A 16842-nucleotide genomic window follows, 5' to 3' on the forward strand; every position below is an offset into this window, starting at 1 on the left:
ATATACTCTTGAATTCAAATAAAAGGCGGGAAATTAAAATAATGGAAGAAAATGAAAGAAGAGAAGGCGTATTAAAGCAGCATTTTGCATTATATGCAAAGAAACCGTCAATAAAAGATTGTTTTGTGACGGTTTTTATATTTATGATATGTACTATTATTGGTCTTTTATTTCAGAAACTGCATTTTACAGATACGAATATCGTTACGATATATATTCTTGGTGTATTGATTACTTCTATTTTGACAGACGGTTATCTGTGCAGTATCGCAGGTTCCTTTTTAAGCGTTGTTTTATTTTGTTTTTTTCTTACGGAACCAAGGATGTCTTTCCAGACATATGCAGTTGGATATCCGGTGACTTTTGCGATTATGCTGGTATGCTCTGTGTTGGCGGGAACTCTTTCCGCTAAATTAAAAATGCATGCAAGGATTTCCTCTCAGCTTGCATTTCGAACGCAGGTATTATTCGACACAGACCGCCTGTTGCAAAAAGCGAGGAGCAGTAAAGAGATGTTGCGTGTCACCTGCACGCAGCTGGTTCGTTTACTGAACCGGGATATTGTTGCATATATTGTAGAAGAGGGGAAATTGTCACAGGGACAGGTGTTTTATCAAAATAAGGAAGGAACGAATCAGCAATTTTTAATACCGGAAGAACAAAAGATTGCCAGATGGGTCTATGAAAATAATAAGCGTGCAGGAGTAGGAACGAATTATTTTAAAAATGCAAAATGTTTATATTTGGCGATCCGCATCGGTGATCACGTATATGGTGTAATTGGGATTCCGGCGAACAAAGATGTTCTTGATTCCGTTGAGTATAGCATTTTACTTTCTGTAGTAAATGAATGTGCGCTTGCTATGGAAAATCTGCGCAATGCAATAGAAAAAGAGAAGAATGCTGTTTTGGCAAAAAATGAACAGCTGCGAGCAGATTTACTGCGTGCGATTTCTCATGATCTAAGGACACCGCTTTGTTCTATTTCCGGCAATGCGGATATGCTTTTAAATAACGGAGCGTGCCTGGACAGTAAAACGAAGCAGCAGATTTATGCGGATATTTATGATGATTCTGAATGGCTCATTGGCGTAGTAGAGAATCTGTTATCTATTACAAGGCTTAATGATGGGCGGCTGAAGTTTAAATTTACAGATCAGTTACTTGATGAAGTCATTGCAGAATCTCTGCGTCATATCAGCAGGAAGCATGATGAATATACAATTGTGACAGAATGTGAAGAATTGATTCTTGTCCGGATGGACGTGCAGCTTATCATACAGGTACTCGTGAATCTGATTGATAATGCCATAAAATATACACCGAAAGGCTCGAAAATCTGTATCCGGGGAATGAAATGTAATGGAAAAGCACAGATTTGCGTGGAGGATGATGGTCCGGGAATTGCAGATGAAATGAAGCCATATATCTTTGACATGTTTTATACGGGGAAAAGTACGATTGCAGACAGCCAGAGAAGTCTTGGTCTTGGTCTGTCACTTTGCCAATCTATTATAGAAGCACATGATGGAAGGCTCCTTCTTACAGATAATACACCACGAGGATGTATTTTTACTTTTACTTTACCACTTAGCGAGGTGACATTAAATGAATAAAACAGTAGTTCTTGTTGTGGAGGATGACCGTCCGATACGAAATCTCATCGTAACAACATTAAAAATGCATGATTATAAATATCTTACGGCTAACAATGGAGTATCTGCGATAATGGAAGCATCTTCACATCATCCAGATATTGTCCTCTTAGATCTGGGTCTTCCGGATATGGAAGGAGTAGATGTAATTAAAAAAATCCGTACATGGTCCAATATGCCGATTATTGTTATCAGCGCCCGAAGTGAAGATAGCGATAAAATAGAAGCATTAGATTCCGGGGCAGATGATTATATTACAAAACCTTTTTCGGTGGAAGAACTGCTTGCCCGCATACGGGTGACACAGCGGCGCCTTGCCATTATTCAGGTGGGAGAAGAACAGGAAGCTTCTATTTTTATTAACGGACAATTAAAAATAGATTATATAGCTGGCTGTACCTATCTGAAAGGAAAAGAACTGCATCTGACACCAATTGAATATAAGCTTTTATGTCTTTTGTCACGTAATGTCGGAAGGGTTTTAACGCATACCTATATCACACAGCAGATCTGGGGAAGCTGTTCACAAAATGATGTTGCTTCATTAAGAGTGTTTATGGCAACATTACGTAAAAAACTTGAACCAGATAAAAATGGACTCCAGTATATACAGACGCATATCGGAATCGGATACCGAATGCTTCGGATAGAATAAGGAGGCACTACAAGTGAAAAGTAGTATAGCACAGTATCATCTTCCGGGACTGTTTGAGTTTTATGAATTGTATAAGGTGTTTTTGCCGTTATTTCGGGAACATCGAGAATATTTTTATGATTGGTGTGATATTGGATCTGTCTATGGTGCCCCAGCGGATTGTATCTGGGGTGGAGGACGAGCAGGATTTGGGGATGACGATGCAAAAAAAGTGTTAGATTTAATGAAGGAGTATGGAATTTCTGCCCGGCTGACTTTTAGTAATTCTCTGCTTAGAGAAGAACATCTTTTGGATAAAAAATGCAATGCGCTTTGCAAGTTATTTGAAGAAGCTGGGGATATACAAAGTGAAAGTGTATCAAACTCCAATATGCAAAATAAAAGCATAAAAGATATACAAGAGAATAATGTACAGCCTAAAGTAGTAATACAAAATGGAGTTATCGTTCATTCAGACTTGTTATTGGATTACTTAAAAAAGAACTATCCTAACCTTTACTTTGTCTCTTCTACGACAAAAGTTCTGACAGATTTTCAGCAGTTCTCAAATGAAGTGAAACGAAAAGAATTTCGATATGTTGTCCCAGATTTTCGTCTGAACAAGTCTTTTGATAGGTTAAATACCTTAACGCAAATAGAAAAAGATAAAGTGGAATTCCTATGTAATGAATGCTGCTGGTTTGGATGTAAGGACAGAAAGCGTTGTTATGAAACAGTAAGTCGAAAAAATCTTGGAGAAAACTGCCCGGAACATCATTGTGCTGCACCGGATGCAGAAGAAGGATATCGTTTTTCAAAAGCCATGAAGAATCCGGGATTTATCAGGATAGAAGATATTCAAAATGTTTATCTGCCGATGGGATTTTCTAATTTTAAAATAGAAGGACGGGGACTTGGCAGTGCATTGGTGCTGGAATTTTTGCTTTACTATATGGTTAAGCCGGAATATCAGATACATATCAGAGAAGCAATATATCTTGATAATATGCTGGATTTGTTTTAGGACATTTTTTACTCTGAGTATGTTTGCCTCTCTTTTCTTTTTTTACAATAATTTTACCAAAGTCATACAGAAACACGACAGTGGATTATTTTTTCTACACAAAATCCTGATTTCATCTGGCGCCAAAGAACAGAAAAGCAGAAATTTGATATAGAATAAAATGTGATGTCGGAGCAAGTAAAAATGCCGGTCAGGCATTTTCTACGCCGCGACTATCTTCACATTTTATTCTATATCAAATTTCTGCTTTTCGTTTCTTTAGTCCATCAAATCAGCATTTAAATATCATAAACCACCGGTTTCTTCTCTTTAAACACCGCATAATGGCGGAATCCCGCTCTATGAAGAATATCCGGCACCTTGTCAAACTCCCATGCCATATGCTCCGGTTTATGGGCATCGCTTCCGATTGTGATAAGTTCGCCGCCAAGTTCGCGGTATCTTCTTAATATGGAAATGTCAGGGTTTGGCCAGTCAAGTCCGTACTTCAGTCCGGCAGTATTTACTTCAAGAGCGCGATTTCTCTCAATAATTTCGATTAAAATTTCATCGAGAATATCAGAAAAATGATCATAGAAGAAAGTCTGGGAGGATTCCGGAAGGTAGCGGCAGACATAATCAAGATGACCGACAGACTGGTAGTGAGGAAATGCTTTTAAGTTGGATAAAACTGTTTCAAAGTAAGTCATAAGCCCTCTGGTTGCGCCAAGCTCTTTGAAATATGTGCCGTAATAAGGATCCATATTATTTACGATATGACAGGAATTAATAATAAAGTCAAAGTCTTTTCCATATTTTTCATAAAAGTTAGCAAGTAACCGACCAAGGTGTGGCTGTACGCCAAGTTCAAGTCCGTATAAAATCTCAATCTGAGAGGCATACTTTTCTTTGAGAGAAAATAGTGTTTTTTTATAATTTTCAAAATCTAAAAGAAAGTCCAGCTTATCAGGTGTATCCGGATGGCAGGGATCATAGTGTTCAGTGAAGCATAATGTTTTCATTCCAAGTTCAAGTCCTTTTTTGATCATAAGTTCCATAGGCGTGTCTGAATCAGAAGAAAAAGATGTGTGTAAATGTGTGTCGGTGTAAATCATAATCATCATTCCTTTCGGGTAAAAAATTGTATATGAATTTTCTTGCGTATCAAAAATAAAGGTAAAAAATTGTATTTCAAGACCAAAAACTCTGTATACTTGCAGGAAAAATGGCAACAATATCATAATAGCATAAAAGTGAAAGAAAAAAATCTATAATTTTATGCAAAATACTACTTGAAATCTTGGCAATAATTAGGTAAAATAGTTAAGGATTTGACAGGATGAGTCAAATCGGAACGCAGGAGGGCATATTCCCTGCGAACTTTAATGTCAAAGAATATCTAAAACTTAGGAGGAATTACCATGGCAGTAAAAGTTGCAATTAATGGATTTGGCCGTATCGGTCGTTTAGCTTTCAGACAGATGTTTGGTGCAGAAGGCTATGAAGTAGTAGCTATCAATGATTTAACAAGCCCTAAAATGCTTGCTCACTTATTAAAATATGACTCTTCTCAGGGAACATATGAGAAAGCAGCTACAGTAAAAGCTGGCGAAGATTCTATCACAGTTGATGGAAAGGAAATCAAAATCTACGCTTTCCCAGATGCAAACAATTGCCCATGGGGAGAAATCGGTGTTGATGTAGTATTAGAGTGTTCTGGTTTCTACACAAGCAAAGAGAAAGCTCAGGCTCATATCAATGCTGGTGCTAAGAAAGTTGTTATTTCCGCTCCTGCTGGAAACGACCTTCCAACAGTTGTTTACAATACTAACCATACAGTATTAAAACCAGAAGATAAGATTATCTCTGCTGCATCTTGTACAACAAACTGTTTAGCTCCTATGGCTGACGCTCTTAACAAATATGCTGCAATCCAGAGTGGTATCATGTGTACAATCCATGCTTACACAGGTGACCAGATGACTCTTGACGGACCACAGCGTAAAGGTGATTTAAGAAGATCTCGTGCAGCAGCAGTTAACATCGTTCCTAACAGCACAGGTGCTGCTAAGGCAATCGGTCTTGTTATCCCAGAATTAAACGGTAAGTTAATCGGATCTGCTCAGCGTGTTCCTACACCTACAGGATCTACAACAATCTTAACAGCAGTTGTTAAAGGTGCTGATGTAACAGTTGAAGGAATCAATGCAGCTATGAAAGCAGCAGCTAACGAATCTTTCGGTTACAACGAAGACGAAATCGTTTCTTCTGATATCGTAGGAATGAGATTTGGTTCTTTATTCGATGCAACTCAGACAATGGTTAACAAAGTTGCTGATGATTTATACGAAGTACAGGTTGTTTCATGGTACGATAACGAAAACAGCTACACATCTCAGATGGTTCGTACAATCAAATACTTTGCTGAATTAGCATAATCTAAGCGATAGTATTAGTATATATTTAAGAATATAAGACTCAAACATGGGTCCGGTCTCGTGGGACCGGACCTTTGTTTGTTTTTGAAAAAGTGCTTTTGGAAGTCTGATAAATCTGCAGTTATGTAGATTTTGATTTTAAGAGTACATGAATATAATTTAGGAGGAATTCCAACATGGGTTTAAATAAAAAATCTGTAGACGATATTAATGTAAAAGGACTTAAAGTTCTTTGCAGATGTGACTTCAACGTTCCATTAAAAGATGGTAAGATCACAGACGAGAACCGTCTTGTAGCTGCACTTCCAACAATCAAGAAGTTAATCGCAGACGGCGGTAAAGTAATTCTTTGCTCTCACTTAGGTAAAGTAAAAACAGAAGAAGATTACACAACAAAGACTTTAGCTCCAGTAGCAGCTCGTTTATCTGAGCTTCTTGGACAGGAAGTAAAATTTGCAGCAGACCGTGAAGTTGTTGGACCAAACGCAAAAGCTGCAGTAGAAGCTATGAAAGACGGAGATGTTATCTTACTTGAGAACACTCGTTTCCGCAAAGAAGAGACAAAGTGTGGAGAAGAATTCTCCAAAGACCTTGCTTCTATCTGTGATGTATTCGTAAATGATGCATTCGGTACAGCTCACAGAGCTCACTGCTCTAACGTAGGTGTTGCTTCTTTAGTAGACACAGCAGTAGTTGGATACTTAATGCAGAAAGAAATCGATTTCTTAGGCAATGCTGTAGAGAACCCAGTACGTCCTTTCGTTGCTATCCTTGGTGGAGCAAAAGTTGCAGATAAGTTAAACGTTATCTCTAACTTACTTGAGAAGTGTGACACACTCATCATCGGTGGTGGTATGGCTTACACATTCTTAAAAGCAAAAGGATATGAAATCGGTAACTCTTTAGTTGACGAGACAAAGATTGATTACTGTAAAGAAATGATGGAAAAAGCAGAAAGCCTTGGCAAGAAGTTACTTCTTCCAGTTGACTCTGTAATGGTAGATGCTTTCCCTAACCCAATCGATGCTGAAATCCCAACATATGTATACGATGCAGACGCTATGGCAGCAGACAAAGAAGCTTGCGATATCGGACCTAAGACAATCGAATTATACGCAGAGGCAGTAAAGACAGCTAAGACAGTTGTTTGGAATGGACCTATGGGTGTATTCGAAAACCCAATCCTTGCAGCAGGTACAAAGGCAGTTGCAGCAGCACTTGCTGAGACAGATGCTACAACAATCATTGGTGGCGGAGATTCCGCAGCAGCAGTTAACCAGCTTGGATATGGTGACAAGATGAGCCATATTTCTACAGGTGGCGGAGCTTCTCTTGAGTTCTTAGAAGGTAAAGAATTACCAGGTGTTGCAGCAGCAAACGATAAATAATTTCAGAATTACGGGAGTAGCGTTAGCTACAGAGTAATTCGTGACATCAGTTAGGGTCAGAATACCTTTTGACCCTAACATCATAAATATATAATAAAGGGGAATTTGTTATGCGTAAGAAAATCGTAGCAGGTAACTGGAAAATGAATAAAACTCCTAGTGAGGCAGTTGAATTAGTAAATATGTTAAAACCACTTTGTGCGAATGAAGATGTTGACGTAGTATTCTGCGTACCAGCAATCGACATTATCCCAGCTATGGAAGCTGCAAAAGGTTCTAACATCGCAATTGGTGCAGAGAATATGTACTATGAAGAAAGCGGTGCTTACACTGGTGAGATTTCTCCTGCTATGTTAGTAGATGCCGGAGTAAAATACGTTGTTCTCGGACATTCTGAAAGAAGAGAATACTTCGCAGAGACAAACGAAACAGTTAACAAAAAAATGTTAAAAGCTTTCGAACATGGTATTACACCAATCATGTGCTGTGGAGAAACTTTAGAGCAGAGAGAACAGGGCGTTACAATGGACTTTATCCGTCAGCAGGTTAAAGTTGGTTTCTTAAATGTAACAGCAGATCAGGCTAAGACAGCAGTAATCGCTTACGAGCCAATCTGGGCGATCGGAACAGGAAAGACTGCTACAACAGAGCAGGCTCAGGAAGTTTGTGCAGAGATTCGTAAATGTATCGCAGAAATCTATGATGATGCAACTGCTGCAGCAATCCGTATTCAGTATGGCGGAAGTGTAAACGCTAAGACAGCTCCAGACTTATTTGCACAGGCAGATATTGATGGAGGTCTTGTTGGTGGAGCTTCCTTAAAAGCTGATTTTGGTCAGATTGTAAACTATAACAAATAATAAGCTTTGCATTTTAAAGCAGAGTAATAAGAATGTTAACAGTAACCCGCGGACTTTTCTCCGCGGGTCAACTAAACTTTAAACGGGAGATTATAAAATGAGTAAAAAACCTACAGTATTATTAATTATGGACGGCTTTGGTTTAAATGACAGACATGAAGCCAATGCTGTATATGAGGCAAACACTCCAAATATCGATAAGTTAATGGAAGACTGTCCATTTGTAAAAGGAAATGCCAGCGGCCTTGCTGTTGGTCTTCCGGACGGACAGATGGGTAACTCAGAAGTTGGACATCTTAACATGGGTGCAGGACGTATCGTATATCAGGAGCTTACAAGAATTACAAAAGCAATTCAGGATGGCGATTTCTTTGATAATAAAGCATTTTTAGAAGCAGTAGAAAACTGTAAAAAGAATAATTCCACACTTCATTTATATGGTTTATTATCTGATGGTGGAGTACACAGCCACAATACACATCTTTATGCTTTATTAGAGCTTGCAAAGAGACAGGGACTTACAGACGTATGTGTACATTGTTTCCTTGATGGTCGTGACACAGCCCCAACATCTGGTAAAGAATTCATCGAAGAATTAGAAGCTAAGATCAAAGAAATCGGTGTAGGCCAGATCGCATCTATCGAAGGTCGTTACTATGCAATGGACAGAGATAACCGCTGGGATCGTGTAGAAAAAGCTTACGCTGCTTTAGTTTACGGTGAAGGTAATGAAGCAGCAGATGCAGTAGAGGCAATTCAGGCTTCTTATGATAATGATAAGACAGATGAGTTCGTTATCCCTACAGTAATCAAGAAAGATGGACAGCCAGTAGGCACAGTAAAAGCAAATGATTCCGTTATCTTCTTCAACTTCCGTCCAGACCGTGCAAGAGAAATCACTCGTGCCATGTGTGACCCTGAATTTACAGGATTTGAAAGAAGAAATGGAGTATTCCCATTAACGTATGTCTGCTTTACAGAATATGATGAGACAATCCCTGGAAAGATTATCGCATTCCACAAAGAAGAAATTACAAACACCTTCGGAGAATTCCTTGCAGCAAACGGTTTGACACAGCTTCGTCTTGCAGAGACAGAAAAATACGCGCATGTAACATTCTTCTTCAATGGAGGTGTAGAAGTTCCAAATAAGAATGAGGATAGAATCCTTGTTAAGTCTCCAGCAGTAGCAACTTATGATTTACAGCCGGAGATGAGCGCACCAGAAGTTGGAGAAAAACTTGTAGAAGCAATCAAATCTGATAAATACGATGTGATTATCATCAACTTTGCAAACCCTGATATGGTAGGACATACTGGCGTACAGGAAGCAGCAATTAAGGCAGTTGAGACGGTAGATACCTGCGTTGGAAATGCAGTAGCAGCATTAAAAGAAGTAGATGGACAGATGTTTATCTGTGCAGATCATGGAAACTGCGAACAGTTAATTGACTATGAAACAGGAGAACCATACACAGCACATACAACAAACCCAGTTCCGTTTATCCTTGTAAACTATGATCCGGCTTATACATTAAGAGAAGGCGGATGCTTAGCAGATATTGCTCCAACCTTAATCGAGATGATGGGAATGGAACAGCCAAAAGAAATGACAGGAAAGTCACTGCTTATTAAGAAATAAGCGGATAATGCTTATAAAGGACAAAGATGATCTGCGTCTAACTAAAAAATAAACAAAAATAGACCTTGTAGATTTGTGACAATCAGATCTTCAGGGTCTGTTTTGTTATAGGTAAAAGTGCAAACTTTATCTTTTACAAGCTTTGTGTTATCCTTTTAAGGAAATCAATTCGCTTAAACATAGTGGGTTAAGGTTGAATAAAAAAGAAAGGAAACACATATTATGAAAGGAACTACGAAAATAGGAACTCTTTGTTTGAATGGATTGGCGATCTTTTTAACAATTATTTTTGTGATAAGTATAGTTACTATGTCAGGGAATACTGTATCTGTACAGGCAGAAACGATAAAAAGCCAGAGGAAGAATATGTCAGATAAAAAAGCTGCAGTAAAAAAGAACAGATGGACCAGACTTATTCAAAAATACGAGAAGAGTGAGAAGGTAAACCAGCTTATTTTTGTGAAATACAAAGGAAACAGTAAGGCAGATATTATTTTGTATAAAAAAGCAAACGGAAAGTTTAAAAAAGTATTTGCCTGTGCCGGTTATGTTGGAAAGAACGGAATAAATAAAAAGCGTGAAGGTGATAAGAAAACACCGACTGGTACCTATGGTTTCACAAAAGCGTTTGGAATCAAAAGTAATCCGGGAAGTAAGATAAAATACATAAAGTTAAATTCTTATCTGTACTGGAGTGCGGGCAGAAAGTATTATAATCAGATGATAGATATTCGAAAAGTAAAGGCAAGCCGCGCGGGGGAACATCTCATCCGTTACAGACCGCATTATAATTATGCATTGGCGATTGATTATAATAAAAAATGCATCTATAAAAAAGGGGCAGCTATTTTCTTACATTGTACAGGAAGCAATCCGTATACGGGAGGTTGTGTTGCAGTGAAAGAAAAGTATATGAAAAAGATTATGAAAACAGTAGATAAAAATGCAAAAATCTGCATTTATCCCAAATAGATAGGTAAAATGAAATAAATATTGCAAAATAAGAGTAAGTAGCTTAATATACGATATGTGACAGTAGAAGAAAAAATAGCTGCTGTCATTCACCACCTGAAAGAGGTGGGAGTCTTCTCGATTGAGATAAATTAGAGGAATGATACAGAAAGAAGGATCAAAATGAAGATAGGAAGAAATGATAAATGCTGGTGTGGCAGTGGAAGAAAGTATAAGGCATGTCATATGTCCTTTGATAATCGTATCAAAGATTACTGGAACAGAGGATATGAAGTGCCAGATCATTCTATGATCAAAACACCGGAACAGATAGAAGGAATACGCGAAGCAGGTAAGAAGAATACGATGGTGCTTGACTTTATTACTCCTTATGTAAAGGAGGGAGTAAGTACGGGAGAGTTAAACCGTCTTATTGAAGAGTACACAAGAGAAATCGGTGGAATTCCGGCATGTCTTGGTTATCAGGGATATCCAAAAAGTGTCTGTATATCTATTGATGATGTGGTGTGCCATGGTATCCCAAGTGATGACCAGATTTTAAAAAGTGGACAGATTCTGAATGTAGATTGTACGACAATTTATAATGGATATTTCGGTGATGCATCAAGAATGTTCTGCATCGGTGAGGTTTCTGAAGAAAAGAAAAAGCTTGTTCGTGTAACAAAAGAATGTGTCGATCTTGCGCTTGAGGCAACAAAGCCTTGGGGAACGATGGGAGATATGGGGTATGTTTGTAATAAACATGCTGTAGAGAATGGATACAGTGTTGTAAGAGAAATCGGAGGACATGGATGTGGTGTACAGTTCCATGAAGAACCATGGGTCAATCATATCGGTGAACCAGATGAAGGCATTCTTTTTGTGCCGGGAATGACATTTACGATTGAACCAATGGTAAATATGGGAAAACCAGACGTATGGGAAGATGAAGATGACGGCTGGACAATCCGCACAGAAGATGGTAAGCCTTCCGCACAGTGGGAATACACAATTTTGGTGACGGAAGATGGAACGGAAATTCTCTCTCATTAATGTAATGTGTTAAACTGTTTGACTGGTGAGGGTGATTTTCCGTCAAAAAAGTAACTATTTCAAACTCCGCTCATAAAGCAGGTTGTTCCTATCTGTTTTTGCGAGCGGAGTTGTTTTATTTTATAAATAACATTTAAAATATTAAGGTATTATAGAGCGGATTTGTATGTTTTCTATAGGAAGCGTGTCGTATTACATGAGTTTGGATCGTGGAGAAGCAGGGAGCTTTCTATGAGATAAAAAGTGAAAAATGAAGTCAAAAACAAAAAAAATGCAAAAATTTTTTTTAATCCTTCAAAAAAACTTGATTTTATTGCTTTAGTGTAGTAAGATAAAGTCCATAAAAATATCTAAGGTATTGACAAAGTGGTAGTGGAATCAGAATACTTGACATTGAGTTGATACATTAAAGTTATATTTTTCATTATATATTATAAAGGAGGAAAAAATAATGAAAAAGTTTATAAGTGTAATGTTAGTCGCTGCAATGGCAGTAACAGCATTAACAGGATGTGGTAGTAATTCAAGTTCTTCATCTAAGAAAGATGCAGACAAATATTATATTGGTGGTATTGGACCGACTACCGGAGCAACAGCGATTTACGGAACAGCCGTAAAGAACGGAGCACAGATTGCAGTAGATGAAATCAATGCTGCAGGTGGTATTAACGGTAAGCAGATTGAATACCGTTTTGAAGATGATCAGAATGATGCGGAGAAGTCAGTGAATGCCTATAATACATTAAAAGACTGGGGCATGCAGATGTTAGTAGGAACAACAACAACTGCTCCATGTATCGCAGTAGCAGGTAAGACAGCTTCTGATAATATGTTCCAGATTACTCCATCTGCATCTGCACCAGATGTACTCTCCAGTGGAAACGGTAATATATTCCAGGTATGTTTTACAGACCCTAACCAGGGTATTGCATCTGCTCAGTATATTGCAGAGAACAAGCTTGCTAAGAAGATTGGTATTATCTATGATAGTTCTGATGTATATTCTTCAGGTATCGAAGAGAAGTTTGAAGCAGAAGCTAAGGATAAAGGACTGCAGATTGTTTCTAAAGCAGCATTTACAGCAGATTCTAAGACAGACTTTGGTACACAGCTTCAGAAAGCAAAAGACGCAGGTGCTGATTTACTCTTCTTACCTATTTACTATCAGGAAGCTTCTATTATCTTAAAACAGGCAGATACTATGGGATATAAACCGAAATTCTTCGGTGTAGACGGAATGGATGGTATCCTTACTGTAGAGAACTTTGATACGAAGTTAGCTGAAGGGGTTATGCTTTTAACACCATTCGCAGCAGACGCAAAAGATAAAGCGGTTCAGAACTTTGTAAAGACTTACAAAGAAAAATATAAAGATACTCCGAACCAATTCGCAGCAGACTCTTACGATGCTGTTTACGCATTAAAGGCAGCAATCGAGGAATCTAAAGCAACTACAGATATGAGTGCTTCTGATATGTGCGATGCATTAAAAGGTGCGATGACTAAGATTAAAATGCAGGGTCTCACAGGTGGAAAAGACGGTCTTACATGGAACGAGAGTGGAGAAGTAACTAAGTCTCCTAAGGCTGTTATTATTAAAAACGGTGCTTACAAGGCAATGTAATTCTTAAGTGATTTGGATTAAATAATATAGCCCAGGGAAGGGGTTACCTGCGGGTAGCTCCTTTTTTGGTTTAGAGAAGTTTTTCGTTTTTTAGAAAAGCCGTAAGGACGGCACGGAGGAAAACATATGAGTTTTATATCATATTTGATAAATGGTATCAGCCTGGGAAGTATTTACGCAATTATTGCCCTTGGCTATACTATGGTATACGGTATCGCTAAGATGCTGAACTTCGCACATGGCGATGTTATCATGATTGGCTGTTACATCGTTTTTGTTTTGATGGGCAGTTTCCATCTGAATTCTACAGTAAGCATTATTGCTGCAATTATTGGATGTACCCTGCTTGGTGTAGTAATTGAAAAGATTGCGTATAAACCACTTCGAAAAGCATCTCCACTTGCGGTATTGATTACTGCAATTGGTGTCAGTTACTTTTTGCAGAACTTAGCGTTGATTTTATTTGGAGCAGACACAAAGTCATTTACGTCTGTTGTACATATTCCATCAATTAAGCTGGCTGGAGGAAATCTTACAATTTCCGGTGTAACAATCGCAACAGTGATCAGTTGTATTGTTATTATGGCAGCATTGATGATTTTTATTAAAAAGTCGAAGTCAGGTCAGGCAATGCTTGCAGTATCTGAAGATAAAGATGCAGCACAGCTTATGGGTGTAAATGTAAATAAGACAATTTCGCTTACATTTGCGATCGGTTCCGGGCTTGCCGCGATTGCTGGTGTATTGTTATGTTCCGCATATCCGACTCTTTCTCCGTATACTGGAGCGATGCCTGGTATCAAAGCATTCACTGCAGCGGTATTTGGTGGTATCGGTTCGATTCCGGGAGCGTTGATTGGTGGTATTTTACTGGGAGTAATTGAGATTCTGGGAAGAGCATATATTTCTTCACAGTTATCTGATGCAATCGTATTTGCCGTATTGATCATCGTACTTTTAGTAAAGCCTACGGGACTTCTTGGCAAACAGGTACAGGAGAAAGTGTAGGTGGCATAAGAAATGAAAAAAGCAAATTTAAAAAGTATGAACAAACAGACAAAAAGTATGTTGATTACCTATGCTATGGTAATCGCAGTATTTATTATTGTAGAGGTTATGGTATCTACCGGAATGATGTCGAGTCTGATGCAGGGACTTCTTGTTCCGCTTTGCATTTATTCTATCGTAGCGATCGGATTAAATCTTTGTGTAGGATATCTTGGTGAGCTGAGTCTTGGTCATGCAGGATTTATGTGTGTTGGAGCATTTTCAAGTGCTGTATTTTCAAAATGTATGATGGCGACAGGAATGAATGAAACACTTCGTTTTATTCTGGCGATTCTTATCGGTACAGTTGTTGCAGCAATTTTTGGATGGCTTATCGGTATTCCGGTTCTTCGTCTTAGAGGCGATTACCTTGCAATCGTAACGCTGGCATTTGGTGAGATTATCAAGAATGTAATTAACGTTATGTATCTTGGAAAAGACAGTAAAGGATTTCATTTCTCCATAAAGGACAGTGCCTCTTTAAATATGGAGACAGATGGACAAAAGATCATTGATGGAGCAAAAGGTATTGTCGGAACGCCAAATCAGTCTACCTTTGTTGTTGGTATTATTATTATTTTAATTAGTTTATTTGTTTGTTTTAACCTTGTAAACTCAAGAACAGGACGCGCGATCATGGCGATTCGTGATAATCGTATCGCAGCGGAATCTGTAGGTATCAATATTACAAAGTATAAATTAATGGCATTTACAATTTCAGCAGCGATTGCCGGTGCGGGTGGTGTACTTTATGCACATAACCTGTCTACGTTAACAGCACTTCCTGCAAACTTCGGTTACAATATGTCCATTATGATTCTTGTATTCGTTGTTTTAGGTGGCATGGGAAGTTTTCGTGGATCTATTATTGCGGCAGTTCTTCTTACAATGCTTCCGGAAGTTCTTCGTGGACTTGCCGATTACCGTATGTTGATTTACGCGATTGTATTAATTATCATGATGCTCTTTAACTGGGCACCAAAAGCAATCGAGTGGAGAGAAAAGTATTCCATTAAGAGAATGTTTGGCAAAAAAGCAAAAGCAGAGGAGGTACAGTAATTATGGCATTACTTGAAGTAAAGAATCTGGGTATCTCTTTTGGTGGTCTTCGTGCGGTAGACCGATTTGAGGTTGAGATAAAGAAAGGACAGCTTTACGGTCTGATTGGACCAAATGGTGCAGGAAAGACAACTGTCTTTAATATGCTGACCGGTGTATATAAACCGACAGACGGTATTATCAAGTTAGATGGTGAAGATCTTGTTGGAAAGAAGACAATTGAGATTAATAAGGCAGGTATTGCAAGAACTTTCCAGAATATTCGTCTGTTTTCCCAGCAGTCTGTTCTTGACAATGTAAAGATTGGACTGCATAATCAGTATAAGTATTCCGCTTTGACAGGCATTTTACGTTTACCAAAGTACCATAAGATGGAAAAAGAGATGAATGAAAAGGCAATGGAACTTCTGAAAGTATTTGAGCTTGATGGTAAGGCAGACTTTCTTGCATCGAATCTTCCATATGGAGAGCAGCGTAAGTTAGAGATTGCCAGAGCGCTTGCAACAAATCCAAAGCTTCTTTTATTAGATGAGCCGGCTGCCGGAATGAACCCGAATGAAACAATAGAACTTATGGATACGATTCGTTTCGTTCGTGATAATTTTGATATGACAGTATTATTGATCGAACATGATATGAAGCTTGTATCAGGAATATGTGAAGAACTTACCGTATTAAACTTTGGCCAGGTACTGGCACAGGGCAAGACGAAAGATGTTTTAAATGATCCGGAAGTTATTAAGGCTTATCTTGGAGAATAGGAGGAAAGAACTTTATGGCAATGCTTGAAGTAAAGGATCTTGAAGTATATTATGGGATGATTCAGGCCATCAAGGGGATTTCCTTTGAGGTAAATCAGGGAGAAGTTATCGCTCTTATCGGTGCGAATGGTGCTGGTAAGACAACAACTCTTCAGACAATCACCGGTATGCTTCAGGCAAAGAAGGGACATATTCTGTTTGAAGGACAGGATATTACAAAGGTACCGGGACATAAGATCGTAACAATGGGAATGGCACATGTACCGGAAGGAAGACGTGTATTTGCGAATCTTTCTGTGTATGAGAACTTGAAGCTTGGTGCATATACAAGAAAAGATAAGAATGAGATCGCACAGTCTTTAGAGATGGTATATGAAAGTTTTCCGCGATTAAAAGAGAGAAGAAATCAGTCTGCAGGTACATTAAGCGGTGGAGAACAGCAGATGTTAGCGATGGGACGTGCGTTAATGTCTAAACCAAGAATCATTCTGATGGATGAGCCTTCTATGGGACTATCACCGATTTTTGTAGATGAGATTTTTAAGATTATTCAGCAGGTTTCTGCCGCTGGAACGACAGTACTTCTTGTAGAACAGAATGCGAAGAAGGCACTGGCAATTGCTGACAGAGCGTATGTTTTGGAGACAGGTAAGATTGCTCTTAGCGGTGATGCGAAAGAACTTATGAATAATGAGTCTATTAAAAAGGCATATTTGGGAGAGTAGGT

Annotated in this window: 15 protein-coding genes; 14 read left to right on the forward strand and 1 reads right to left on the reverse strand. The window is 38.5% G+C overall.

The genetic code is table 11. The features are described from left to right. Positions 1 to 41: 41 nt before the first annotated feature. The 3 genes from EHLA_RS04520 to EHLA_RS04530 are packed head-to-tail and all read left to right on the forward strand — an operon-like array spanning position 42 to position 3313. The gene (locus tag EHLA_RS04520) at positions 42 to 1616 is read left to right on the forward strand and encodes a DUF4118 domain-containing protein (RefSeq protein WP_154580382.1); all 1575 of its coding nucleotides are present in this window, start codon (positions 42 to 44) and stop codon (positions 1614 to 1616) included. After that, a complete protein-coding gene (locus EHLA_RS04525; RefSeq protein ID WP_096239474.1) occupies positions 1609 to 2310 on the forward strand; it encodes a response regulator in 702 nt (233 codons plus the stop codon). Before EHLA_RS04520 ends, EHLA_RS04525 begins: the two co-directional genes overlap by 8 nt. A 13-nt stretch (positions 2311 to 2323) precedes the next feature. Next, complete coding sequence (locus tag EHLA_RS04530) at positions 2324 to 3313, forward strand: hypothetical protein (RefSeq protein WP_096239475.1); 990 nt, start codon at positions 2324 to 2326, stop codon at positions 3311 to 3313. Between the two features lie 278 nt (positions 3314 to 3591). Here the strand turns inward: EHLA_RS04530 and EHLA_RS04535 are convergent, their stop codons facing one another. Next, complete coding sequence (locus EHLA_RS04535; RefSeq protein ID WP_242970670.1) at positions 3592 to 4407, reverse strand: histidinol-phosphatase HisJ family protein; 816 nt, start codon at positions 4405 to 4407, stop codon at positions 3592 to 3594. 306 nt (positions 4408 to 4713) lie between these two features. Between EHLA_RS04535 and gap the strand changes: the two genes are divergently transcribed. The 11 genes from gap to EHLA_RS04590 all read left to right on the forward strand — a co-directional run bounded on the left by gap (position 4714) and on the right by EHLA_RS04590 (position 16840). Beyond that, on the forward strand, positions 4714 to 5730 hold the full coding sequence (gene gap, locus EHLA_RS04540) for a type I glyceraldehyde-3-phosphate dehydrogenase (RefSeq protein ID WP_096239477.1): 1017 nt from the start codon (positions 4714 to 4716) through the stop codon (positions 5728 to 5730). A 176-nt stretch (positions 5731 to 5906) separates the two neighbouring features. After that, the gene (locus EHLA_RS04545) at positions 5907 to 7118 is read left to right on the forward strand and encodes a phosphoglycerate kinase (RefSeq protein WP_005350607.1); all 1212 of its coding nucleotides are present in this window, start codon (positions 5907 to 5909) and stop codon (positions 7116 to 7118) included. Positions 7119 to 7228: 110 nt separating this feature from the next. Then, on the forward strand, positions 7229 to 7978 hold the full coding sequence (gene tpiA, locus EHLA_RS04550) for a triose-phosphate isomerase (RefSeq protein ID WP_005350609.1): 750 nt from the start codon (positions 7229 to 7231) through the stop codon (positions 7976 to 7978). A 97-nt stretch (positions 7979 to 8075) separates the two neighbouring features. Continuing rightward, on the forward strand, positions 8076 to 9620 hold the full coding sequence (gene gpmI, locus EHLA_RS04555; protein WP_096239478.1) for a 2,3-bisphosphoglycerate-independent phosphoglycerate mutase: 1545 nt from the start codon (positions 8076 to 8078) through the stop codon (positions 9618 to 9620). Positions 9621 to 9842: 222 nt separating this feature from the next. Beyond that, complete coding sequence (locus EHLA_RS04560) at positions 9843 to 10592, forward strand: L,D-transpeptidase family protein (protein WP_096239479.1); 750 nt, start codon at positions 9843 to 9845, stop codon at positions 10590 to 10592. Between the two features lie 162 nt (positions 10593 to 10754). Next, a complete protein-coding gene (locus tag EHLA_RS04565; protein ID WP_096239480.1) occupies positions 10755 to 11624 on the forward strand; it encodes a methionyl aminopeptidase in 870 nt (289 codons plus the stop codon). 451 nt (positions 11625 to 12075) lie between these two features. Beyond that, positions 12076 to 13248 (forward strand): ABC transporter substrate-binding protein, encoded by a 1173-nt coding sequence (locus tag EHLA_RS04570; RefSeq protein ID WP_096239481.1) that lies wholly within the window; start codon positions 12076 to 12078, stop codon positions 13246 to 13248. 126 nt (positions 13249 to 13374) lie between these two features. Then, the gene (locus EHLA_RS04575) at positions 13375 to 14256 is read left to right on the forward strand and encodes a branched-chain amino acid ABC transporter permease (RefSeq protein ID WP_096239482.1); all 882 of its coding nucleotides are present in this window, start codon (positions 13375 to 13377) and stop codon (positions 14254 to 14256) included. Positions 14257 to 14268: 12 nt separating this feature from the next. Next, entirely contained in the window at positions 14269 to 15354 is a 1086-nt protein-coding gene (locus EHLA_RS04580) for a branched-chain amino acid ABC transporter permease (protein WP_096239483.1), read from the forward strand. Positions 15355 to 15356: 2 nt separating this feature from the next. After that, positions 15357 to 16115, forward strand: a complete 759-nt coding sequence (locus EHLA_RS04585) for an ABC transporter ATP-binding protein (RefSeq protein ID WP_021907171.1) — start codon at positions 15357 to 15359, stop codon at positions 16113 to 16115. 14 nt (positions 16116 to 16129) lie between these two features. Then, positions 16130 to 16840: an ABC transporter ATP-binding protein gene (locus EHLA_RS04590; RefSeq protein WP_021907172.1), complete on the forward strand. Its 711-nt coding sequence runs from the start codon at positions 16130 to 16132 to the stop codon at positions 16838 to 16840. Positions 16841 to 16842: the final 2 nt, after the last annotated feature.

Source organism: Anaerobutyricum hallii (assembly GCF_900209925.1).
Lineage (GTDB): Bacteria > Bacillota > Clostridia > Lachnospirales > Lachnospiraceae > Anaerobutyricum > Anaerobutyricum soehngenii.

Coding starts and splice junctions, on each gene's coding strand:
- EHLA_RS04560 (WP_096239479.1), top strand. CDS start 9,843: ATGAAAGGAACTACGAAAATAGGAACTCTTTGTTTGAATGGATTGGCG.
- gpmI (WP_096239478.1), top strand. CDS start 8,076: ATGAGTAAAAAACCTACAGTATTATTAATTATGGACGGCTTTGGTTTA.
- tpiA (WP_005350609.1), top strand. CDS start 7,229: ATGCGTAAGAAAATCGTAGCAGGTAACTGGAAAATGAATAAAACTCCT.
- EHLA_RS04570 (WP_096239481.1), top strand. CDS start 12,076: ATGAAAAAGTTTATAAGTGTAATGTTAGTCGCTGCAATGGCAGTAACA.
- gap (WP_096239477.1), top strand. CDS start 4,714: ATGGCAGTAAAAGTTGCAATTAATGGATTTGGCCGTATCGGTCGTTTA.
- EHLA_RS04535 (WP_242970670.1), bottom strand. CDS start 4,407: ATGATTTACACCGACACACATTTACACACATCTTTTTCTTCTGATTCA.
- EHLA_RS04585 (WP_021907171.1), top strand. CDS start 15,357: ATGGCATTACTTGAAGTAAAGAATCTGGGTATCTCTTTTGGTGGTCTT.
- EHLA_RS04545 (WP_005350607.1), top strand. CDS start 5,907: ATGGGTTTAAATAAAAAATCTGTAGACGATATTAATGTAAAAGGACTT.
- EHLA_RS04520 (WP_154580382.1), top strand. CDS start 42: ATGGAAGAAAATGAAAGAAGAGAAGGCGTATTAAAGCAGCATTTTGCA.
- EHLA_RS04575 (WP_096239482.1), top strand. CDS start 13,375: ATGAGTTTTATATCATATTTGATAAATGGTATCAGCCTGGGAAGTATT.
- EHLA_RS04525 (WP_096239474.1), top strand. CDS start 1,609: ATGAATAAAACAGTAGTTCTTGTTGTGGAGGATGACCGTCCGATACGA.
- EHLA_RS04590 (WP_021907172.1), top strand. CDS start 16,130: ATGGCAATGCTTGAAGTAAAGGATCTTGAAGTATATTATGGGATGATT.
- EHLA_RS04565 (WP_096239480.1), top strand. CDS start 10,755: ATGAAGATAGGAAGAAATGATAAATGCTGGTGTGGCAGTGGAAGAAAG.
- EHLA_RS04580 (WP_096239483.1), top strand. CDS start 14,269: ATGAAAAAAGCAAATTTAAAAAGTATGAACAAACAGACAAAAAGTATG.